The sequence below is a fragment of the Ruegeria sp. H4 genome, assembly GCF_056533065.1.
Genome location: NZ_JBQFOC010000003.1, coordinates 353,340 through 374,496, shown reverse-complemented (window position 1 = coordinate 374,496; position 21,157 = coordinate 353,340). Strand labels below are relative to the sequence as shown.

The 21,157-nt window shown below is 56.9% G+C and carries 27 protein-coding genes; 13 read left to right on the top strand and 14 right to left on the bottom strand.

Translation table 11 applies throughout. The annotated features are described in order from the left end of the window. Nucleotide 1 precedes the first annotated feature (1 nt). Nucleotides 2-787, bottom strand: coding sequence for an inositol monophosphatase family protein (locus tag ACR0KG_RS18080; protein WP_480828040.1), 786 nt, complete (start codon nt 785-787; stop codon nt 2-4). A gap of 98 nt (nt 788-885) precedes the next feature. After that, complete coding sequence (locus ACR0KG_RS18075; RefSeq protein ID WP_170536356.1) at nt 886-1,791, bottom strand: LysR family transcriptional regulator; 906 nt, start codon at nt 1,789-1,791, stop codon at nt 886-888. Between the two features lie 94 nt (nt 1,792-1,885). Here ACR0KG_RS18075 and metF point away from each other — a divergent pair, with 94 nt between their 5' ends. Then, nucleotides 1,886-2,752: a methylenetetrahydrofolate reductase [NAD(P)H] gene (metF, locus tag ACR0KG_RS18070; RefSeq protein ID WP_480548901.1), complete on the top strand. Its 867-nt coding sequence runs from the start codon at nt 1,886-1,888 to the stop codon at nt 2,750-2,752. 235 nt (nt 2,753-2,987) lie between these two features. Beyond that, the gene (locus tag ACR0KG_RS18065) at nt 2,988-3,653 is read left to right on the top strand and encodes a J domain-containing protein (protein WP_480828039.1); all 666 of its coding nucleotides are present in this window, start codon (nt 2,988-2,990) and stop codon (nt 3,651-3,653) included. Between the two features lie 56 nt (nt 3,654-3,709). Here ACR0KG_RS18065 and ACR0KG_RS18060 read toward each other — a convergent pair whose 3' ends face one another. Beyond that, nucleotides 3,710-4,228 (bottom strand): YHS domain-containing (seleno)protein, encoded by a 519-nt coding sequence (locus ACR0KG_RS18060; RefSeq protein ID WP_170536350.1) that lies wholly within the window; start codon nt 4,226-4,228, stop codon nt 3,710-3,712. 249 nt (nt 4,229-4,477) lie between these two features. On the opposite strand from ACR0KG_RS18060, the gene yghU reads away from it, so the two are divergent. Next, nucleotides 4,478-5,356, top strand: coding sequence for a glutathione-dependent disulfide-bond oxidoreductase (gene yghU, locus ACR0KG_RS18055; protein ID WP_480544150.1), 879 nt, complete (start codon nt 4,478-4,480; stop codon nt 5,354-5,356). A 54-nt stretch (nt 5,357-5,410) separates the two neighbouring features. Here the strand turns inward: yghU and ACR0KG_RS18050 are convergent, their stop codons facing one another. Continuing rightward, nucleotides 5,411-6,199, bottom strand: coding sequence for an SseB family protein (locus tag ACR0KG_RS18050; protein WP_480548895.1), 789 nt, complete (start codon nt 6,197-6,199; stop codon nt 5,411-5,413). Then, complete coding sequence (locus ACR0KG_RS18045; protein ID WP_480828038.1) at nt 6,192-6,779, bottom strand: uracil-DNA glycosylase family protein; 588 nt, start codon at nt 6,777-6,779, stop codon at nt 6,192-6,194. The genes ACR0KG_RS18050 and ACR0KG_RS18045 overlap by 8 nt, the downstream gene beginning before the upstream one ends. 150 nt (nt 6,780-6,929) lie before the next feature. Between ACR0KG_RS18045 and ACR0KG_RS18040 the strand changes: the two genes are divergently transcribed. Genes ACR0KG_RS18040 through ACR0KG_RS18025 form a run of 4 tightly spaced genes read left to right on the top strand, consistent with a single transcriptional unit; the run spans nt 6,930 to nt 11,504 of the window. Next, nucleotides 6,930-7,589: an ABC transporter ATP-binding protein gene (locus tag ACR0KG_RS18040; RefSeq protein WP_353010523.1), complete on the top strand. Its 660-nt coding sequence runs from the start codon at nt 6,930-6,932 to the stop codon at nt 7,587-7,589. Further along, nucleotides 7,567-9,153: a KpsE/RkpR family capsule polysaccharide export protein gene (locus ACR0KG_RS18035; RefSeq protein ID WP_480828037.1), complete on the top strand. Its 1,587-nt coding sequence runs from the start codon at nt 7,567-7,569 to the stop codon at nt 9,151-9,153. Before ACR0KG_RS18040 ends, ACR0KG_RS18035 begins: the two co-directional genes overlap by 23 nt. Nucleotides 9,154-9,158: 5 nt before the next feature. Next, nucleotides 9,159-9,992 (top strand): 3-deoxy-8-phosphooctulonate synthase, encoded by an 834-nt coding sequence (gene kdsA / locus ACR0KG_RS18030; RefSeq protein WP_480548889.1) that lies wholly within the window; start codon nt 9,159-9,161, stop codon nt 9,990-9,992. 15 nt (nt 9,993-10,007) lie between these two features. After that, nucleotides 10,008-11,504, top strand: a complete 1,497-nt coding sequence (locus ACR0KG_RS18025; RefSeq protein WP_480544161.1) for a phosphomannomutase/phosphoglucomutase — start codon at nt 10,008-10,010, stop codon at nt 11,502-11,504. 34 nt (nt 11,505-11,538) lie between these two features. Here the strand turns inward: ACR0KG_RS18025 and ACR0KG_RS18020 are convergent, their stop codons facing one another. Further along, nucleotides 11,539-13,491 carry an AsmA family protein gene (locus tag ACR0KG_RS18020; RefSeq protein WP_480828036.1) on the bottom strand — a complete coding sequence of 651 codons (1,953 nt, stop codon included), beginning with the start codon at nt 13,489-13,491 and terminating at the stop codon, nt 11,539-11,541. Nucleotides 13,492-13,585: 94 nt separating this feature from the next. Here ACR0KG_RS18020 and rimO point away from each other — a divergent pair, with 94 nt between their 5' ends. Further along, nucleotides 13,586-14,974: a 30S ribosomal protein S12 methylthiotransferase RimO gene (gene rimO / locus ACR0KG_RS18015; RefSeq protein ID WP_480828035.1), complete on the top strand. Its 1,389-nt coding sequence runs from the start codon at nt 13,586-13,588 to the stop codon at nt 14,972-14,974. Between the two features lie 123 nt (nt 14,975-15,097). On the opposite strand, the gene ACR0KG_RS18010 is transcribed toward rimO, so the two are convergent. After that, on the bottom strand, nt 15,098-15,286 hold the full coding sequence (locus ACR0KG_RS18010; protein ID WP_170536329.1) for a hypothetical protein: 189 nt from the start codon (nt 15,284-15,286) through the stop codon (nt 15,098-15,100). Nucleotides 15,287-15,513: 227 nt separating this feature from the next. Here ACR0KG_RS18010 and ACR0KG_RS18005 point away from each other — a divergent pair, with 227 nt between their 5' ends. Beyond that, on the top strand, nt 15,514-15,756 hold the full coding sequence (locus ACR0KG_RS18005; RefSeq protein ID WP_480828034.1) for a CDGSH iron-sulfur domain-containing protein: 243 nt from the start codon (nt 15,514-15,516) through the stop codon (nt 15,754-15,756). A gap of 3 nt (nt 15,757-15,759) precedes the next feature. Here the strand turns inward: ACR0KG_RS18005 and ACR0KG_RS18000 are convergent, their stop codons facing one another. The 5 genes from ACR0KG_RS18000 to ACR0KG_RS17980 form a co-directional block, all read right to left on the bottom strand. Further along, nucleotides 15,760-16,017 carry a DUF6455 family protein gene (locus ACR0KG_RS18000; RefSeq protein ID WP_480828033.1) on the bottom strand — a complete coding sequence of 86 codons (258 nt, stop codon included), beginning with the start codon at nt 16,015-16,017 and terminating at the stop codon, nt 15,760-15,762. Next, complete coding sequence (locus tag ACR0KG_RS17995) at nt 16,017-16,286, bottom strand: DUF6455 family protein (RefSeq protein WP_480828032.1); 270 nt, start codon at nt 16,284-16,286, stop codon at nt 16,017-16,019. The genes ACR0KG_RS18000 and ACR0KG_RS17995 overlap by 1 nt, the downstream gene beginning before the upstream one ends. A gap of 13 nt (nt 16,287-16,299) precedes the next feature. Next, nucleotides 16,300-16,551, bottom strand: a complete 252-nt coding sequence (locus ACR0KG_RS17990) for a DUF6455 family protein (RefSeq protein WP_480548878.1) — start codon at nt 16,549-16,551, stop codon at nt 16,300-16,302. A 69-nt stretch (nt 16,552-16,620) separates the two neighbouring features. Beyond that, nucleotides 16,621-16,989, bottom strand: coding sequence for a YigZ family protein (locus ACR0KG_RS17985; RefSeq protein WP_480544173.1), 369 nt, complete (start codon nt 16,987-16,989; stop codon nt 16,621-16,623). Further along, nucleotides 16,986-17,693: a M48 family metallopeptidase gene (locus tag ACR0KG_RS17980; RefSeq protein WP_480544174.1), complete on the bottom strand. Its 708-nt coding sequence runs from the start codon at nt 17,691-17,693 to the stop codon at nt 16,986-16,988. Before ACR0KG_RS17980 ends, ACR0KG_RS17985 begins: the two co-directional genes overlap by 4 nt. A gap of 121 nt (nt 17,694-17,814) precedes the next feature. Between ACR0KG_RS17980 and ACR0KG_RS17975 the strand changes: the two genes are divergently transcribed. From ACR0KG_RS17975 to ACR0KG_RS17965, 3 genes are all read left to right on the top strand, one after another. After that, nucleotides 17,815-18,063 carry a hypothetical protein gene (locus tag ACR0KG_RS17975; protein ID WP_480828031.1) on the top strand — a complete coding sequence of 83 codons (249 nt, stop codon included), beginning with the start codon at nt 17,815-17,817 and terminating at the stop codon, nt 18,061-18,063. 191 nt (nt 18,064-18,254) lie between these two features. After that, nucleotides 18,255-18,833, top strand: a complete 579-nt coding sequence (locus ACR0KG_RS17970; RefSeq protein ID WP_480828030.1) for a nitroreductase family protein — start codon at nt 18,255-18,257, stop codon at nt 18,831-18,833. Next, the gene (locus ACR0KG_RS17965; protein ID WP_480828029.1) at nt 18,830-19,528 is read left to right on the top strand and encodes an EI24 domain-containing protein; all 699 of its coding nucleotides are present in this window, start codon (nt 18,830-18,832) and stop codon (nt 19,526-19,528) included. The genes ACR0KG_RS17970 and ACR0KG_RS17965 overlap by 4 nt, the downstream gene beginning before the upstream one ends. A gap of 6 nt (nt 19,529-19,534) precedes the next feature. On the opposite strand, the gene ACR0KG_RS17960 is transcribed toward ACR0KG_RS17965, so the two are convergent. Further along, complete coding sequence (locus ACR0KG_RS17960; RefSeq protein ID WP_480544177.1) at nt 19,535-19,807, bottom strand: DUF1467 family protein; 273 nt, start codon at nt 19,805-19,807, stop codon at nt 19,535-19,537. A gap of 22 nt (nt 19,808-19,829) precedes the next feature. Continuing rightward, nucleotides 19,830-20,234, bottom strand: coding sequence for a methylmalonyl-CoA epimerase (gene mce / locus ACR0KG_RS17955; RefSeq protein WP_170490274.1), 405 nt, complete (start codon nt 20,232-20,234; stop codon nt 19,830-19,832). A 135-nt stretch (nt 20,235-20,369) separates the two neighbouring features. On the opposite strand from mce, the gene ACR0KG_RS17950 reads away from it, so the two are divergent. After that, on the top strand, nt 20,370-21,089 hold the full coding sequence (locus ACR0KG_RS17950) for a response regulator (RefSeq protein WP_480828028.1): 720 nt from the start codon (nt 20,370-20,372) through the stop codon (nt 21,087-21,089). Nucleotides 21,090-21,157 lie beyond the last annotated feature (68 nt).

Sequence of the window (21,157 nt, the reverse complement as noted above, 5' to 3'; positions counted from 1 at the left end):
TTTAGCCCCGGATCACCTTGGCAAAGCTGTCAAAGATCGGCTCGTTGGCGCAGATAACCTCGCCGTCTTCCAGAACGCTGCCTTCGGGATTGAGGGGCTGCACAAAGCCACCGGCCTCTTTCACGATGATGATGCCTGCGGCCAGATCCCAAGCATTCAGGCGGCGCTCCCAGAAGCCTTCGTAGCGACCGGCGGCCACATAAGCCATATCGAGCGCAGCAGCGCCCCAGCGGCGCACACCGGCACAAGCGGGCATCAGGCGCGCAAGGTCTTGCAGGGTCGCCGGCAGATCGGAGCGGCCACCGAAGGGCAAACCTGTCGAGAAGATCGATTCAATCATGCGATGACGACCGGAGACGCGAATCCGCATGTCGTTCATCCAGGCGCCCTCACCTTTCTCAGCGAAAAACATCTCATCCTTGGCCGCATCATAGATTACACCGGCAACGATCTTGCCTTTGTGCTCCAGCGCGATCGAGACCGCCCAATGCGGCAGCCCGTGCAGAAAGTTGGTTGTGCCATCCAGCGGATCGACAATCCAGCGGCGGGTCGGGTCTTCACCATCTATCGAACCGCCCTCTTCAGCCAGCCAGCCATAGGTTGGACGCGCGCCCAGCAGTTCCTCTTTCAGGATGGCTTCGGCGGCGATATCGGCCTTGGACACGAAATCGCCCGCGCCCTTCATCGACACCTGCAGGTTCTCGACTTCACGAAAATCCTTGACCAGAGACCGCCCCGCCTTGCGCGCGGCTTTGATCATGATGTTGAGATTTGCACTGCCAACCATTGTGAAAAGGCTCCTGTCCGGTCAAACCGCGCGTATACTGATGCAATGCGCCCTTGCCAAGAGGAATGATGCGCATAGCAGCCCCGCCGAAAATGCTGCTACTGCGCCTGCAACTTCCGCGCCTCGTCGCGCGCCAGTTTGACCAATTCCTGCACGAAGGGTTTTTCCAGGTCTTCCGAGCGGACAGCGGCATATAGACGGCGGGTAATTCCCTCTTTCGTCAATGGTCGGGTAACGTAGTCCGAGTTGTATTTGACTTCGCGCACGACCCAATCGGGCAAGACGGAAATACCCCGGTTCGAGGCAACCAGCAGCAGGATTACAGCGGTCAGTTCAACCTGCCGAATAGCCGCCGGTTCAACCCGCGCCGGGATCAACAATTGGCTGAAAACATCCAGGCGTGTGCGCTCAACCGGATAAGTAATCAGTGTCTGACCCCGAAAATCCTCAGCCTCGATATAGTCCTTCTCGGCCAGCGGATGCGACGAGGCGGCGACAAATACAGCATTGTAATCAAAGAGTTCGACAAATTCGACACCCGGCAGATCTTCGGGGTCGGAAGAGACGACCAGATCAACCTCTTCCTTCTGCAACGCGGGCAAGGCATCAAAGGCCAGACCGGGGCGAATGTCGACATCCACATCGCCCCAGGATTTCCGAAACGATTCCAGCACCGGAAACAGCCATTCGAAACAGGCGTGGCATTCGATTGCGATATGCATGCGGCCCGTGCGCCCGTCGCGCAGCGACGTGAATTCTTGCTGCGCGGCTTCGACCTGCGGCAGGATCTGTTCGGCCAACCGCAGCAGTCGCAGACCGGCAGCAGACAGTTTCATCGGCTTCGACCGGCGCAGGAACAGCTCGACCCCGGCCTGATCCTCCAACCCTTTGATCTGATGACTCAGCGCAGATTGTGTGATGTTCAGCTGGTCGGCCGCACGCGCCAGGCCACCGCATTCATGGATGGCTTTGATGGTCCGCAGGTGCCGGAACTCGATATGCATATGTCGCGCAACTCATGTTGTTCTTGAAGAATATGAGTTTGTCTCACATCGCTTCACATGGCACAAGAGGCTCAATTGATCCTGCGAGGCCGTGATGACCAGACCTGAAATTTCATTTGAGTTCTTTCCGCCAAAAACACTTGAGGCGTCATTTCGTCTTTGGGACACGGTGCAGACACTGGCCCCGTTAGAACCCCGCTTTGTCTCGGTTACTTATGGCGCCGGGGGCACCACACGAGAGCTAACACGGGATGCGGTTGCGACGTTACACAAGTCGTCTGGCTTGCCGGTTGCGGCGCATCTGACTTGCGTTGATGCGTCGCGTCAGGAAACGCTGGAGATCGCAGACAGGTTCGCCCGAGCGGGCGTCGAGAACATTGTGGCCTTGCGCGGTGATCCACCAAAAGGGCAGAACACGTTCGTCGCTCATTCCGAGGGCTTTGCCCATTCCGTCGAACTGATCGAAGCGCTGGCCGAGACCGAGATGTTCAGCATCCGCGTTGGTGCCTATCCCGACAAACACCCTGAAGCCCGCGATATGCAGGCAGATGTAGACTGGTTAAAGGCAAAGCTGGATGCAGGCGCGGATGAGGCTTTGACCCAGTTCTTTTTCGAAGCAGAAACCTTTTTCCGCTTCCGCGATGCCTGCGTGAAGTCCGGGATCGACAAGCCCATCGTGCCGGGCATTCTGCCAATCGAAAACTGGAAAGGCGCGCGCAGCTTTGCCCAGCGTTGCGGAGCCCATATCCCGGATTGGGTCGATCAGGCATTTGAGAAAGCCGTGCGCGACGACCGCGAGGATCTATTGGCCACCGCTCTTTGCACCGAGCTGTGTTCTGACCTGATCGAAGGCGGTGTGGATAAGTTGCATTTCTACACGCTGAACCGCCCGGAACTGACCCGCGATGTCTGCTTTGCATTGGGGATCACCCCGAAAACCGAGCTTCAGAACGTCGCCTAACAAAACCGTTTCTTTTGGATTTCTGCCCGGACTGCATCGCGGTCTGGGCTTTCCATATTACAAGGCTCAGTTGTTGCCGCATTGTGGTTCTGCCCGAGGTGAGCATTGAATTCAAAAACAATCCGCAAACCATGCGCGCATTGTCATCCCTGGCCACCCCAATACTCTGTAAAAATTGACAAAAATGTGACGATGCCGAAACTCGGATCATGTGTTTGTAAAGAGTGTATTGAGTATGGAGACTGTTGACAAAGTTAAGGCACGCACCGACGCATTGGCGGACCTCGGGTTGGACCCAAATGCCGCTCCGGATGATATCCGGGATGCGTGGCGGCGCATCGCCTTTCACGCCCATCCCGATCACACGGGTGGGGATTCTGCAAACTTCGCACGGGCCAAAGCGGCCTATGATTATCTGCGCAAAGAAGGCTTGACCGTCAAAGGCGCCAATAACGGGCCCAGCCAACCGCGGCGACCACGTCTGCGGCGACGCATTATCGAGCTGGAGCCTGAAGATATCGCCAATTGTGTGGCCATGTTGGACCCGAGCCGTGCCTTGCCAAGTGCGGAATCGCATAGTGCCACTGACCCTGACGCGGCCACGCTAGCGGAATCGGATCACGTTCCTGACGCAGTTGGATGCTATGGGCGCAATCTGACTTATTTTGTGCCAACGCCAGTGTGTGAAGGCGCAAATCGTATTGCTCTGCCGACCTCGGTTCTAAGCTCGTCGAGAAACAGCGAAACCGAGGTTCTGAGCTTTCAGTCAAACGACCAGAGCGCTGGTGAGGTCATCATTCCGGATACGATCTGCGAAAGCAAATTCCCCGGCGCGAAAAGCGTGCGTATTCGGTTCGAAGCTGATCAGGCGATCCGGAACGAGTATTGGCTCGCCAGCTGATCAGCATAAGGCCCGGCTTATGGGGGTAAGCCGGGCCTTGTTTCGTGAGTGGTCGGTTAGTTGCTAACCGGGCCTTCCGAGGTGAATTTGGGGATAACACTGGTCGACGCATCACCGGTTTCAATGCCCGGCCAGTTGCCTTCGGCCAGATTGATATTGCCCGGCACATCTTCTTCCCAGAAGCCAACCACGACATCCGTGATGTTCAGATACAGTTTGTCATCAACGATGCGCCACAGGTTCGGGTTCGCCGGAACCTTGCCACCTTTTGAGACACCATAAGCGCAGTGGCCATCGTACTGGGGCGCATAGTAGGCCGGGTTTTCCAGAAACTTGTCGCGGTTTTCTTCGGTCGAAAACGCCCAGGTCGCACCGTTGTATTCAGCGGTGATATCCGCATTTCCACGAACGCCCGAGGGCTGACTTTGGCCAACAGGAACCTGATCCAGGTTGCGATAGGCAACCACGTCATAGCCCGAGACGGCAAATCCGGTGCCGTCAACATATTGCGGGCCGGCGAAGGCCGGAACAGCCAGTGTCATGGCCGCAGCGAAAGTCAAAGCAAAGCGTTTCATATGGTCATTCCTTTTCTAGGTCATGTGCCCAAGGGCGCCGTGTTGGCGGGACTGCGCTAACAATAAGCGAATTTGTTTCCCGTCGTAGCCCTGCTCGCGCCGCTGTGACCCAGAACGAGAAATCGTGAGATGTTCTCCGGGGAATATTACAGGAAGCACCGATAGGCGGGGTTGGACTCGGAAGATTGCAACATTAGCTGTAGGAAGATCGGGCGCGCGTGCACCCGGATTTGGTAAGAAAGGCACCAGATGAGCGATCAATCCACATATACTCCCCCAAAGGTCTGGACATGGGACAGCGAAAGCGGCGGGCGATTTGCTAACATCAACCGGCCTATCGCGGGCGCGACCCATGACAAGGATCTTCCCGTTGGACGCCATCCTTTGCAGCTGTATTCGCTGGCCACGCCCAATGGCGTCAAAGTTACCGTGATGCTGGAAGAGCTGTTGGCCCTGGGTCACGAAGGTGCCGAATATAATGCCTGGTTGATCAACATAGGAGAAGGTGATCAGTTCAGCTCGGGCTTTGTTGGGGCCAACCCAAACTCGAAAATCCCTGCGCTTTGGGATCGATCCGGCGACCAACCGCTCCGCGTTTTCGAAAGCGCCTCGATCCTGTTTCATCTGGCCGAGAAATTCGACGCCTTCCTGCCCAAGTCCGGCCCAGAACGGACCGAGGTGATGAACTGGGTCTTCTGGCAAATGGGCAGTGCACCGTATCTAGGCGGCGGTTTTGGCCATTTCTATGCTTATGCACCTGAAAAATGGGAATACCCGATCGACCGTTTCGCAATGGAAACCAAGCGCCAGTTGGACGTTCTGGACCGAGAGCTCGCCGAGAAAACCTATATCGCGGGCGAAGACTACACCATTGCAGACATGGCCATCTGGCCCTGGTATGGGCAACTGGTTCTGGGCCGCCTCTATGACGCTGCAGAGTTTCTGGATGTCGAATCCTACAAAAACGTCATGCGTTGGGCCAAAGCGATTGATGCGCGTCCGGCGGTTCAACGGGGTCGCATGGTCAACCGCCCGTTCGGCGAGCCGCACACACAATTGCACGAACGCCACGAGGCCAGCGATTTCGAAACGCGCACGCAGGACAAGCTGGAAACAGCATCCGAATAAGACAGATCATATCCTTCCGCGGTGTCGCTTTGGCGCCGCGTAAAGGGTAGGTCGTCACTTCAGGATCGGTGGCTTTTCAGGGTCACTCCCCGGAGCTGGGCGTATAGTATCCGGTTTTTCCGGCTGTGGCAGGTCGAACCGTAAGCCTGTTTTCGCCAGCAGCCCAGCCGCGACATCATCCATCGCGAAGAACCCAACATCCATCGCACCCGCTTCGACACCTGAAAAGGTCAACGCCTCGGATGCGGCTTTGGCTAGAGCCGCCTCGGCCCCTTCAATCGCACCTACAAACCCCAGCAGATGTCCTGATGCACCGTGTGCTGATTTCGTCGCGACCAAATAGGCCGATTGGGCCAGCCCACCGGCGGTTGCGAGTTTTGTATCAAGTGCAGTCAGCAGGTTGTCGGGCAGCCCTTTCGGTGGCAGAAACTCAGCGATCCTTTCCTGCACTTCTTCCGGGCCGTGCTGCAAGGTCGTCGCCAACCAGCCCAGCGCCTCGGCCGGGATCAACATCGAAGACGGGGCCACCTCCAGGTTCAGACCCAGGCCGATCCCCTGCCCCGCAAGCAACGATGACAGCACCCGACCGGACAACGCAACGTAAGGCACCGGGCGGTCCGCGAACTGCGCCAGCCTGTCTTCGCGATCAAACGCCAACACAAACTGCCCGTCCGCCACGTCGAACACCTCGGGCGAGATGTTGTCGCCCTGGACCTCTTCGGTCAGCATCAGGAACAGTTCACTATCTGCTAAACGCTCGAAGAACTTCAACCGAGCTTTGTCATCGTTCGGGGCGGCGTGCATCGCGGCGTGAGCCGTATCCAATGCCGTTGTTTCAGTCATCCAGTACCTCTTGCACCCTGGCCCGCAAAACTGGCAGCAGCTCGGCTTCGAACCACGGGTTTTTCTTTAACCATGCCGTATTGCGCCAGGACGGATGAGGCAAGGGGAAGACATGTGGTGCGTGGGACTTCCAACCTTTGACCGTATCCGTAACCGAACCACGCGCGCCAAGATGGTATTTATGCGCATGGCCACCCACAAGAACCGTCAGCGGCACCCTGCCAAGCGCCTCAACCACGCGGTCATGCCATGTCTTTTGGCAAATCGCAGGAGGCGGCAAGTCCGCGCCCTTGGCGTCATATCCGGGAAAACAAAATGCCATGGGCACAATGGACAGCTTGGCCCGGTCGTAGAAGACGGAATCACCAATGCCCAACCAAGCGCGCAATCGATCCCCTGAGGGATCCGTGAACGGGCGGCCCGACTCATGTACGCGCGCGCCCGGCGCCTGCCCAGCAATCAGGATAGGTGTGTCCGGCTTAAACCAAACGACCGGGCGCGGTGAATGGGCCGTCTCAGTTTGCGCGAATTGATCGGCGCAAAGGCGGCAAGCTTGAATCTCATCGATCAGATTGACCATCGAATGTTACCTGCCCCTTCCAATCGCTGGCGCATATTGATGATTTGTTTCATAATTCGACATAATGTAGCCAACATGGACCGATAGGAAATGCACCTCATCGCCATGTGATAAGAGCGACACAATACTGGATTGAGCAGCAGAGAGCAGATGCTTGAGTTCGAGAATGTCAGCAAATCCTTCTGGACCGGGACCAGCCGAAAGGTGATCCTGGATCAGGTCTCATTCCGGGTTGAGCTGGGCAAATCGCTTGGCGTTCTCGCCCCCAATGGAACCGGAAAAACCACTCTTATCAATATGATGGCGGGGCTGGAAAAGCCGGATGAAGGGGTCATTCGCCGTGATTGCAAAGTGTCGTTTCCAATGGGATTTACTGGCGGTGTGTCCAGCAAGATGTCGGCGCTGGAAAACGCGCGCTACATCGCCAAAATATACGGCATGGATCCCGATTATGTTGAGGCCTATTGTAGTTGGCTTTGCGGTTTGGGTGAATATTTCAACCAACCGCTTGCGACCTATTCCTCGGGGATGCGGGCGCGATTCACCTTTTCATTGCTGCTGGCGCTGGATTTCGACATGTATCTGATTGATGAGGGGATGCCCTCTTCCACGGATGTTGAGTTCAACAAAAAAGCCGGGGACATCTTGCAGGAGCGTCTGCGCACGACGACCTTGGTGATTGTATCGCACAGCCCCGAAACACTAGAGAAGTTTGCCCAACAGGCGGCGGTTCTGTTGGACGGGCAGCTTTACATGTTTGAAACCTTGGAAGAGGCAAAACAGCTATATGACTACGAAACCCAAGGTTAGAAAGTACAATCTGGGCCGCAAGCGGCAGGTCGATGCCTCGGCCGAGGCACGCGCGGATGCTATTGCGCGCATCCGAAACGCCACGCAAAGCCCCCCCGCCGCCAATGAACCCCAGCCCGGAACAGAACTGGACGACATAAAGCGCGAAGGTCTGACCGGCCGCCAATTGCGCATCGCAAGACGCCTTGCCCAAAAACACGGGCTTGCCGCGTCCTCGGATTATGACGCTGTACGACTGCTGCGCAAAAAGGGCATTGATCCGTTCGAGCGGACAAATCTGCTCGAACTTGCCGCTGCAAAAGAGCCGGGCGCGGACGCAAATCCCGGCAAACCCAAAGACAAAGTCCGGGTTCAGCTGCCTCAAACCACGCAGGAAAAACAGTATGGCGTTCCGGGCCCTGAAATGAGCCCTGCCGAACGGCGCAACCTGGAAATCGGGCAAATTCAGAAAGAGATCGCGCGCAGGCGGCGCATCAAACTGTTCACCCTATTCGCCAGATTGGCCGCGTTTGTTTTGCTGCCGACCTTTGTCGTGGGGTTCTATTTCTACCGCATCGCGACGCCGATGTATGCCAGCAACTCCTCCTTCTCAATCCTGCAAGCGGATGGTGCAGGCGCGGCAGTTGGTGGCCTGTTGTCTGGCACACCGTTTGCCACCGGGCCGGACTCAGTCTCAGTCCAGGACTTTCTGGAGTCAAAAGAAGCATTGCTGCTGCTGGACCGGGATGCCGGGTTTTCAGAGGTGTTCAAGCAGGATTGGATCGATCCGGTCCAACGTTTGGCCCCAGACGCAACACTGGAAGAGGCTTATAAGCTTTATAAGCGCATCGTAACGATCGGATACGATCCTACCGACGGAATCATCCGGATGGAAATCATCGCCCCGGACCCGCAGACCTCGACCGAGTTTTCCGAGCGTTTGATTTCATATGCGGAAAGCCGCGTGAACACGCTGTCTGGTAAAAAGCGTGATGACCAGATGCGCGACGCGCTTGAAAGCTTCGAAGCGGCGCAAGCGGCGCGCAGGCAAGCTCAGGAAGACCTGATCGAACTGCAGCTTCAAGGCGCGGTTCTTGACCCCGAAAACGTTCTTGCAGGTCTGCGTGGTCGGATTAACGAGATCGAGATTTTGCTGCAGGACAAACGCCTTGAGCTGGCTGCCTTGCTGGACAATCTGCGCCCCAACCAGGCCAAGGTCGACGGGGTGAACGCAGATATTACCCGACTGGAAAACGTGCTGGACGAGCTGAATGCCGAGATGCTGGATGTCTCGGCAGGCGAAAACTCGCTGGCCCGCCTGAGCGTTCGGATTCAAATGGCACAGGCTGATTTGGTCGCACGGGATATGTTGCTGCAAACCGCGATGCAGTACATGGAAACCACACGAACCGAGGCCAACCGGCAGGTGCGGTATCTGACCGTCTCGGTCAATCCTGTGCCAAGCCAAGATCCCAGCTATCCGCGCAAGTTCGAAAATACGATTTTGGCTTTCCTGTTGTTTGCTGGTATCTACCTGATGATCTCGCTTACCGCGTCGGTCCTTCGTGAACAGGTATCCTCGTAAAACACATGAAACATGTCAAAATCTCCGACCTGACGGTTGGCAACGATCTTCCGCTGACCATTATTGCCGGTCCGTGCCAGCTTGAAACAGCCGATCATGCCCAGATGATTGCGGGCAAGATGAAAGAAGCCTGTGAGGCCGCGGGCGCTCAATACGTGTTCAAGGCCTCATATGACAAGGCCAACAGGACCTCGCTGTCAGGCAAACGCGGCATGGGTATTGATGCGGGGCTGAAGGTTCTGGACGACATCCGCAAAACCATCGGCGTGCCGGTGCTGACAGACGTCCACACCGAAGCCCAATGCGCCATCGCCGCAGAGGCGGTGGATGTTTTGCAGATCCCGGCCTTCTTGTGCCGCCAAACGGATATGCTGTTGGCTGCCGGAAACACCGGTGCTGTGGTCAATGTTAAAAAGGGGCAATTTTTGGCCCCGTGGGAAATGCCGAATATCATCTCGAAGATCGAAAGCACCGGCAATCAGAACATCTTGTTGACCGAGCGTGGCACATCCTTTGGCTACAACACTCTGGTGGCCGATATGCGGTCGCTGCCTCACATGGCTAAAACCGGTTACCCCGTGGTCATGGATGCGACCCACTCGGTACAGCAACCGGGCGGCCAAGGCGGGTCATCTGGCGGCCAGCGTGAATTTGCGCCGGTGATGGCGCGCGCAGCCGTGGCAGTCGGTGCAGCGGCAGTTTTCATGGAAACGCACCAGGACCCGGACAATGCGCCTTGCGATGGTCCGAACATGATTTATCTGGACCAAATGCCAAAACTCATCGACACATTGATGCGTTTTGATGCGCTGGCCAAAGCGAACCCCATCCAGATTTAACGATTGAGTGCTGTTGTGACCAAACCTATCCCCGAGGTGTCGCCAAACACCTGGAGTTTTCTGCGCGACGCGATGATCAAGCCCACAGGGTTTCGGGAATACGACGCACGCTGGAAATACCCAGAAGAGATCAACCTGCCCGGGATGACGGCGCTTGGCCTGGGTTTGGGCACACAAATTCAGCGGCGCGGGATCGAGCCTGTCATAGCGGTTGGAAACGACTACCGCGACTACTCCCTATCGATCAAAAACGCGCTGATCCTGGGGCTGATACAGGCGGGTATTCAGGTCAAGGACATTGGCCCGGCGCTCAGCCCCATGGCCTATTTCGCGCAGTTTCATTTGGACGTTCCGGCCGTCGCCATGGTCACGGCCAGCCACAATCCAAACGGCTGGACCGGCGTGAAGATGGGGTTCGAGCGTCCTCTGACCCACGGCCCTGATGAGATGGCCGAGCTGCGCGACATCGTTCTGAGCGGCGAAGGGCAGCCCCAATCAGGCGGGTCATATGAGTTCGTCGATGGCGTGAAAGACGCCTATATCGACGATCTGGTTGGCGATTTCAAAATGACTCGCCCGCTGAAAGTGGTTTGCGCCACCGGAAACGGCACAGCTTCAGCGTTCGCGCCCGAAGTCCTCGAACGGATCGGGGTTGAAGTCGTGCCCAGCCACACCCGGCTGGACTACACGTTCCCCAACTACAACCCTAATCCAGAAGCCATGGAGATGCTGCACGACATGGCCGATACCGTTAAATCGAGCGGTGCCGATCTGGCGCTTGGCTTTGACGGGGACGGCGATCGTTGCGGTGTTGTCGATGATGAAGGCGAAGAGATATTCGCCGACAAGGTCGGTGTCATCATGGCCCGCGATCTTGCCAAACTACATCCAGGGGCGACATTTGTTGCGGATGTGAAATCCACTGGCCTATTCGCCAGCGACCCAAAGCTACAGGCCCTGGGCATCAAAGCCGACTATTGGAAAACCGGGCACAGCCACATGAAACGGCGCGTCAAAGAGATTGGCGCTTTAGCAGGGTTCGAGAAATCCGGGCACTACTTTCTGGCCGAACCGGTCGGGCGTGGTTACGACTGCGGCATGCGCGTCGCCGTTGAGATTTGCAAGCTGATGGATCGTAATCCGGACCAAAGCATGTCGGACCTGCGCAAGGCCTTGCCTAAGACATGGTCCACACCAACCATGTCGCCCTACGCGGCGGATACAGAAAAATACGATATTCTGAACCGGCTGGTCGACAAGCTGGTCGCCAAAGCAGAAGCGGGCGAAAGCCTTGCGGGCCGCGCGATCAAAGAGGTGGTGACCGTCAACGGTGCCCGCGTCATTCTGGACAATGGCAGTTGGGGGTTGGTGCGTGCGTCTTCGAACACACCCAACCTAGTGGTTGTCTGCGAAAGCAGCGAAAGCGAGGCCGAAATGCGCGCCATCTTTTCGGATATCGATGCCGTGATCCGCTCGGAGCCCGGAGTCGGTGACTACGATCAGACTATCTAAGGACAAGGGGCGCTGAGGCCCCAGCCCAGTCAGCTCAATCGCCGCCGAACAATTTCAACAGGCCTTTCTTGGCCTCTTCCTCCAGCTTGTTCTTCAGCGCGTCTTCGATCTGATCGCTATCAGTCACAGTTGTGTCCAGCTCTTGCCCGACCTTGTCGAACACCTTCTGTTTGGCGCTGTCTTCCAATTCCTTGACCTTCCCTTCAGCCGCAGCCTCGATGACTTTCGTCAGATCGGGTTTGATCGAGGGGTTGCTCCACGGCCCTTCAATGCGCACTGGGACCGAAATGCCATCGCCAGAATTGGCCCGCAGCGCGGTTGGCGTGAACAGATAGTCAATACTGCGCGCACCCAGATTGACGCTGCCTTTGCCATCGGCGCGGAAGTTCTTAAGCGACATCAACAGGTCATTATTGGTCAGCACACCGTTGTCGATCACATAGCTGGCGGTCAGGCTGTTAAACACCGTTGTGCCGCCTGATCCCGTGCCGCGGCCCATAAGCCGATCCAGATCAAAGCCTGAGATCACACCACTCTCAACATCTACGTTGCCCTTGCCGCTGAGTGAGCGCATGATCTGATCTTCGGTTTGCCCTACCCCCAGAAACTCGACAGCCCCTGATGCGGTACCGGACAGGCGCTCTACCCCCGCCAGTGTCGTTAACGCCTGTTGCAGATTGAGGCCGCTGGCTTTCAGGTTGCCGCCCACGGACAAGCCGTTTCGATTGTTCGCGACCACCTGCCCGTTCAGCTGACCGGAAAACAACGTCGCGGGCTGCATTTCCAACACCGCGCGAGCGCGATCCAAACTGAGTGTAAGGTCCGACGCGCCAAACTCCATGCCCGGAACCGCAATAGACTTCGCGGTCAGGCGAATTTGGCCATTCGCCAGAGACAAGGCCGATGCATCAATCGGGTCTTTGGACCAGCCTTCGCTGGCTGAGGGCGCCGACCCCCCATCCGATCCCTCCACCGCGCCAGTTGCCTTGGTCAGATCCAACGCCCCCGCGTCCAACCGGGCGACGATGTTCGGCGTCGTGGCAATCGTGATATCGGCTTCGCCCGCAAAACGGTTGTTATCAAGCTGGGCCACCATATCGCGCAGTGACACCTTGCCGTCTTTTGTGTAGGTCATCTGGGTCGAGATATCCGCCGTCTGGCCCAGGCCATGGGGAACGCCGACACCACCCTGCCCAAAAGCAGCCAACATCTTCTCGGTACTTTGCGTGGTGATTTGCGTTTTTCCGTCCATCTCTCCGGACAGGTTGACCCGACCATCGAACCCTATCTCGCCACCCGGCGCTTTCAATGACAGTTCTAGGGGCGTCACCTTACCAGCGGAAAACGCAGGTAGATCGGGGATCTTCAGGTCCACCTGCACCGCACCGCCCGGCACACCCATGTTGGCCTGCATGACCATAGGGGCCGACACATCAGGCCAGCTGGCCGACAGCGTCACACCCGAGAAATCCATCTGGGTTTCGCCGTTTTCAATGTAGATGAGGCGGGCGTCCGTAAGCTCTAACCGTTCCAGCGTCACCGCTGCACTCGATTCAGTTGGCGCTGCGCTAGAGGCGCTACCACCTCCGGACGATGCAGAAGAAGGCGCGCCCAACACCCAGTTTCCCCGCCCCTCTGACAGTTCGAGGCGCAGAACAGGATTATCTGCAAAGACACGTTTGATCTTCAAATCACCTGCCAGCAGAGCGGCGGCATCAACACCCACGGCAAGGCTTTGCGCGCTTAGCATCGGTTCGGGACCGGCCCAGAGGGCGTTGCCGAATGTCACAGGACCGGTTTCCATACCCAGAACTGGCCAGAACGACAGGTTTACGTCACCTGTCAGGGTCAGATCGCGGCCGGTTTGGGCCTTCACCTGCTCGGACAAGATTTTGGCCAGCTTGTCGCCAGGCATCAGCAGTAAGGCACCAATGACCAGCCCAACAACAGCGACCAGAATGAACACGATGCGTATTAGCCATTTCATGTGTCTGCTCTCCACCTGCTGGCCTGTTTGATTTCATCATCCAAATGCATCGCGACATTTGCAAGGGGAAGCTTTCCCCACTATATGCCGCGCCATGACCACGAACCCGCCAAATCTACGCCCCGACCTGGCGCCCGCCGCCCGGATGCCCGAGACCTCCCGTTCAAATCAGCCAACCATTGGCATGGTGTCCTTGGGATGCCCCAAAGCCTTGGTCGACAGCGAGCGTATCCTGACCCGTCTAAGTGCCGAAGGATATGGTATCTCACCCGATTATGCCGGGGCCGATGCCGTCATCGTGAACACCTGTGGGTTTCTGGACAGTGCCAAGGCCGAGTCGCTGGATGCGATTGGTGAAGCACTGGTTGAAAACGGCAAAGTGATCGTCACTGGCTGCCTTGGGGCGGAACCGGATTATATCCGCGAACATCACCCGCGCATCATGGCCGTCACCGGACCCCATCAGTATGAACAGGTTCTGGATGCGGTGCACACGGCGGTTCCGCCGGACCCGGACCCGTTCGTCGACCTGCTACCTGCCAGCAGCGTGCAACTAACCCCACGCCACTACAGCTATTTGAAAATTTCGGAAGGCTGTAACCACAAATGCAAGTTCTGCATCATCCCCGACATGCGAGGGAAACTGGCCAGCCGTCCGGCCCATGCGGTGCTGCGCGAGGCAGAAAAACTAGTCGATAACGGCGTACGCGAGTTGCTGGTGATCTCGCAGGATACCTCGGCTTATGGTTTGGATCGGAAATACGATGTGAAACCCTGGAAAAATCGCGAGATCCGCAGCCATATCACCGATCTGGCGAGTGAGCTGGGGCAGTTGGATGCGTGGGTGCGTCTGCACTATGTCTACCCCTACCCGCATGTGCGCGAATTGATCCCGCTGATGGCGGATGCCGGATGCAACGTGTTGCCTTATCTGGATATCCCGTTCCAACACGCGCACCCGGATGTTCTCAAACGCATGGCGCGCCCTGCGGCAGCCGCAAAAACCCTGGATGAGATCCGGGCGTGGCGCGCCATATGCTCTGACATCACGCTGCGTTCGACCTTTATCGTTGGCTACCCGGGCGAGTCAGAGGCCGAGTTCCAGACCTTGCTGGACTGGATGGATGAGGCGCAGCTAGATCGCGTTGGCTGTTTTCAATACGAAAACGTCGCTGGCGCACGCTCGAACGACTTGCCGGATCATGTTCCCGACGAGGTCAAACAAGACCGGTGGGAGCGCTTTATGGAGAAAGCACAGGCGATTTCCGAGGCGAAGCTACAGGCCAAGGTCGGGCAAACGATCCAGGTGATCGTAGACGAAGTGGATGCCGAGGCCGCCACCTGCCGCACCAAAGCCGATGCACCGGAAATTGATGGGAACCTTTTCATTGACGAGCGGTTCGAAGACCTTAAACCGGGCGACATTGTCCAGGTAACGGTTGACGAAGCCGGTGAATATGACCTGTGGGGCAAGATCAACTGAGCAGCGTCATTCGTGACCGGGCCGCTCGTATGTCCAAATTAAGCACAAAACAAAAAACCGCCTAGCAGGCGGCTTCATTCGCTTGGGGGACAGGCGGCCCAAACTGGACCGCCTGCAGAAAGCTTATTGTGTAACCGGGTTACAGACGGTCTCACCTGCTTCGGTCGTCGCCAGGTCATACCCGCCCGGGCAGCTTGGTGTGCCAGCCTTGTCATAGCTTGGCTGTACGTAGACAGGCGTAGGTTCTTCCTGCTGCGCGCAGGCAGTCAGGATCAGTGCGAAGGCGCCAACAGCAGCGAGTTTCAGTTTCATGTCCGTCTTTCCTCTATTACTTTTCTGATATTGCCCAGTTTTTCGGGGCCAATTTCAGGATAAAGTCAGAAAAACACTCTGGCAACAGAATCGATCACGAACCGGTGATCGGCAGCGAACCTATGCCTGTGTAACCGTCTATCTGAACGCGATTTGTATTTGCCCTACCCTTTCCAGGGCATTGCCTTACTCTTCTAGGTGACATCAGCCAAGATCGGAGGAGCCACATGTCAGACGCACCAATCATTGCCAAAAAGGAACCCGTTCCAATCGATGTTGTTGAGGGCAAGACCTATTTCTGGTGTGCATGCGGCCGATCAGCGAAGCAGCCATTTTGCGATGGATCGCATAAGGGTACGGACATTGAACCCCTGAAATACACGGCTGAATCCAACAAAAAGGTGTTTTTCTGCTGCTGCAAGCACAGCCAGAAAGCCCCTTTGTGCGATGGATCACATTCGAAGATTTGACCGTTAGCGCGAGGCAACAAGCTGATCGGCATTTGCACAAAACTCGGGCGCTGACGTTGCGATATCTCGGTTCTTAGCCAACCAGATCGCGCATTCCTTGCTGCAGCCCGCTGCCCTGCAACGCATCACCAATGCCGCATATCCTTCGGCGGAAAGTCGCCCTTCGGCGATCACTTCGGTGAAAGAAATGCCCATTGAACGCGCTACAGAACGTGTCAACCAGAAGTGCTTTTCAATCTGGCCCAGCATTTGACGGGGCATCAGGCGTCTTCCATCTGCGCGCGTTTCAGCGCCGCAAACCGTGCTCGATTTGGACATCTGTTGGGGGCGTCTGCAGCGACTTCGCGCTCGTTCAGCCATTCGGGGCATTGCTTTGCCCACATGCAGCCACGGCAACACCGGATCATCTCGGCCCAGTCTGCCTGACTGAGATGACCTGTGCGATGCGCAGCAACAAGATCGGTGCCGGTCGCCTGACCCATCCGTAAGATCAGACGGAGGTGGGTCATGATATCGCCGAGCCGTGGCATCAGATCACCGTTGTTAGGGTCTTAGCTTGTGCAGCAACTCCTGGTTGCGGCAATATTCCGGCGCACGATCCAGCGCGTCGGCATTCTGCAACAGGTTTTGGCAGTGTATCGGGTTTGGGCAATCGGCACACCGGACAACAGCATCCGAAATCTGATCAATCGATATGCCGCCTTCGATAGCGGCCTCCTGCAGGTCGATATCCAGCATCCGCGCCATGTCGTCGACCAATCCGGCGTGCAATCGCAAAGTCTCTCGGCTGGGCATGTCCTGTCCTTTCCCTGTCGCGCCACGAGGGAAAGGTATCCGCTGGCCAAGGCAAAACCTTGATTCAGGTCAAGCAGAAGCCGCGATATGGTCCAAATAGGCGCGCGTTGCATCTTGAACACGCCGAAAACGATCACCGCCCAGCTTTTTCCCGCCGTACCAACGGGTGACGATGATCACGTGATTCTGCAGTTCTTCGCGCTCCATCATCCGCAGGATGACCATGCCCGCGCCGCTTTCCCCGTCATCGGCCTTGAGTGACCCCGTCGGTAGGGTCGCGGCCCAGGTATTGTGAGTGGCTTTGGAGTAGGACTTATCACGTTTCAACGCAGTCAGTACCGCATCGACCTGTGTACGTGACGACACCGCCGCACCTGAGACCGCGTATTTTGATCCGCGATCCGTCAGGATCACACCCAGCCGCACCAGTTCTGTCACGGCGACAGCCCTAGTTTGCGAGAGGTTTCCAGAACAATCTGAACCCGCTCGGCATTCGGGGGGTGGGTTCCCAGAAAGCTGTCTCCGGGATCTGGGATGCGATCAAAGTATTTTGCGCCAACCAACGGGTTGTAACCAGCGTTGAAGGTTATGATCGTTCCTAGTTGGTCTGCTTCAAGCTCAAAGTCCTGAACATAGGCCTGCACCCCAACCTTCGCCCCCAGCTTCTGCGCCCGCTCCACAGCGGCGTCCCCCTTACCCCGTATACGTTCCGCCTCACCAAATTTCGCAGCACCTATGCTGGCGTTCTTACTTTGTCGCGCAATGTGGTTCAGCACGTGATGCGCCGCCTCATGACCCATCACAAAGGCCAGTTCATCGGTGTTCCGGGTCGATTCGATCATCGACCGGGTAAAGATGATGGCAGGCCGCTTTTGATCATCCAAAGTTTGAAATGCATTTGGTGGGGCAGACGGATTCAAATCGACAAAAATGCCAAAATCACAATTCTCTGCGCTGGCGGACCGCTTGCATTGCGTACGCGCCTCCTGACCAACTTCTCGGCTCACAGCCCGAAAGGCCGCAGCACTGGCAGCCTCGTCGGGTGTCAGCCCGCGCCACTCCTCAGCAGGAACCAAACGCAACTCACCTGTTGAGCACGCCGCGAGAAACACGGCCGACATAAGCAGAGCAAAGCGATGCATGGATTGTTCCTTTTGCCGATCAGGCTTTCAGCCCAACATAGTCATACCTGGCGGTCAGTACCACTGCGGTTTCGATCAGTTGCGGGTTGCATTGAGAGGCTCTGGGCTGCACTCTGACTTCATGTTTTCGATTGAGCATGAATTCGACTCGACCGTCATTACTCTGGTGGATGAAGGCCCCAAGCCTTTGCATGAGGATGTGGTCATCAACAGTTTCGCAGAATGTGTGACTCTGGAACAACTGGACCCCCGGACCGAACAAATTCAGAAGATTACCCTGTCGCCCGAACAAGTGCGTGATCTGGCGGCCGCCCTGGATTTGCCCGAAGGTGTTTACCAGATCCAAGAAACACTGGATCAGCGCGAATAAACCCTCAAACCAAACTGCCCAGCCCTAAAAAACCGCCCCGCGTTTGGGCGGCGCAGCGGGAATTTTGTGCGCTATTCCACTTGCACGGCACGGGTTGAAGTGGAATTGATCCGCCAAATACATAAGCACGCCCTTGAAACGCCAGCTACACCGCCCAAGATAGACAGAGCTGATGTAAAGGAAGTTAACATATGTCCCTGAAAAACCCTGCTGCTTTGGAGTTTTTGTTGTCGCGCCGGTCTAGACCTGCAAAGACGCTCGTGGCTCCGGCCCCGACGCGGGATCAGCTGTTGCCTTTGCTGACCGCCGCTGCGCGCAGCCCGGATCATGGTAAGCTAGAGCCCTGGCGCTTTATCGTGATTGAAGAAGGCGCGATGGCTCGTCTGGCGGAGTTGACCGAGACATGTGGGCGGTCGCTTGGGAAAACGCCGGAAGACATTGCCAAGGCCCGCAGTCAGTTTGACCTTGGACATCTGGCCGTCGCTGTTGTCGAGGTTCAAAAACCTTCAGAGAAAATCCCAGCGATTGAACAGACCTATTCTGCCGGGGCTGTTTGCCTTGCCTTGCTGAACGCCGCATTGGCCGCGGGCTGGGGTGCGAACTGGTTGTCTGGCTGGCAATCTCATGACCCCGCATTCTGTAAAGCAGCGTTCGGGTTGGCCGACAACGAACGTTTGGCCGGGCTGATCCATATTGCCACCGAAGGCGCCATCCCGCCTGAACGCCCTCGCCCTGACATTGATGCACTGACCGACTGGGTTTCTGAATGATCATCCTCAACGCGTTTTTTGCGGCGCTTGGTCAGGTCGGCGACCCAAAGTTCCGGTCTGTTTTGCTGCGTGGGATCGGCCTGACGATCCTTTTGCTCTTTCTCGCCTGCGCGGGCGCGATCTGGTTCATCAATTCCTTGTCCGGCAGTGAAATCTCGCTGCCTTTCGTCGGCGAGGTGTCCTGGCTGAACGATGTACTGAACTATTCGGGCATCTTTTTGGTGATGATCCTGCCCGTATTCCTGATGGTGCCCGTGGCCTCTGCCATCACCTCGATCTTTCTGGAGGAGGTGGCGCAAGCGGTTGAAGACAAGCACTATACCCACCTGCCGCCAGTCCCTCGCATCCCGTTCAGCGAAGCGGTGATGGACGGTCTCAGCTTTATGGGTGTGTTGATTCTGGCAAACCTTCTGGCGCTGATCCTCTATGCCATGCTCCCCCCATTCGCGCCTTTCATCTTCTGGGCAATGAACGGATTCCTGCTAGGGCGCGAGTACTTTACCTTGGCAGCCATGCGCAGGTTGGGGCGCGACGGCGCGCGCCAGTTGCGCGCGAAGCATGCCTCCACGATCTGGCTTGCAGGTACGCTGATGGCCATCCCGCTCTCGGTCCCGCTGGTGAATTTGGTGATCCCAATTATCGGGGCCGCGACGTTCACCCATATCTATCACGCTGTGTCGGCCCGCACAGCCTGACACCGATCAGCGGGGTTCCAGCTGGTTCAGCCAGTCGAAATCCCGCACCGAAATCCATCCAGACAGGATGATCCCTGCGATGATCGCCCACAGAACGAACGTGATACCGGTCGTGATCCATATCTTTTTCTTCATATAGTGCACTTCCGGTGCGCCCGCATGGGTGCCCGGTACGATATCGCCCAGATCGCCCTGCGTTTTTATGCGAATGGGAAGCACAACAAGCAGCGTCAAAAACCAGATGACTGCAAACAGCACCAGCGCAGCGGTGATGGTCATTTCGGGGCCTCCGGGCTTTGAATTATACCTGCTCTAGCTCGACCAGGCAGCCGTTGAAATCCTTGGGATGCAAGAACAAAACGGGTTTGCCATGCGCGCCAATTTTCGGCTCGCCACTGCCCAATACACGCGCACCAGTTTCTTTCAGGTGATCGCGGGCGGCGATGATATCTTCGACCTCGTAGCACACATGGTGAATGCCACCTGCGGGGTTTTTTTCGAGGAACCCGTTGATCGGACTATCATCGCCCAGCGGATACAGAAGTTCGATCTTTGTGTTCGGCAATTCGATAAACACGACCGTGACACCATGATCCGGCTCATCCTGCGGGGCACCCACCTTAGCGCCCAGCGCAGAACGATACTGCTCGGATGCGGCTTCTAGGTCGGGTACGGCGATGGCGACGTGGTTCAGGCGTCCGATCATATTAGTCTCCTCAAGCTTGCGTTACATGGGTTATGGGGGCAGCCCTTGCAAAGAACAAGTGCGCAAAATCGCCCGTTAACCCTGTGTTAGCCAGAAGTTCCTAGCGTGAACCATCTGTTGGATAGGAGAGCTGCCATGGACGATTCGGTCCCCTTCGCCACAACCATCGCCGCGCCCACGGCAACGCGGCCGCTGCTGGGACAAACCATTTTGGTCGTCGAAGACAGTCGCTACGCCTGCGATGCCATTCGTTTGATGTGCCTGCACAGCGGGGCAAGGATCAGGCGCGCAGATTGTCTGAAATCCGCACGCCGTCATCTGCAGATCTATCGCCCGTCTGTCATTCTGGTAGATATGGGATTGCCGGACGGCTCGGGCGCCGATTTGATCGCTGAACTCAGCGCGGCATCCCCACGGATCAGCGTGATTTTGGGTATGTCAGGCGATGATGGGAACGAGAGTGTTGCGCAAAGCGCCGGGGCGGATGGCTTCCTGCCCAAGCCTTTAAAATCCATGTCTTATTTTCAGAAATCCATCCTTGAATGCCTACCCGAAGATCGGCGCCCCAGTGGCCTTCACTCAGTACGGGATGAGGTCATTCAGCCGGACCCTCTGGCTTATCAGGATGACATGGCCCATATCGCAGATGTTCTGGCCGGTCCCACCGATCCACGCACCTTGGATTATGCCGCCCAGTTTCTGCAGGGCGTTGCGCGCGAGGCCGAAGATACTGTCCTTGCGGAAGCCGCGCGCAAGCTTGCCCAATCGCGCGTTCAAGGCACCCCGATCACGGCACTGGCTGCGCAGGTTGCGGGCCTTGTTCAAACACGGCTGGAACAGCGAGAGGCGATTTGAAATGGCAACCGCGTATTTTATCACTGCATCATTACTGTTTGTCTGGATGTACCTCCACACCCGCCAAA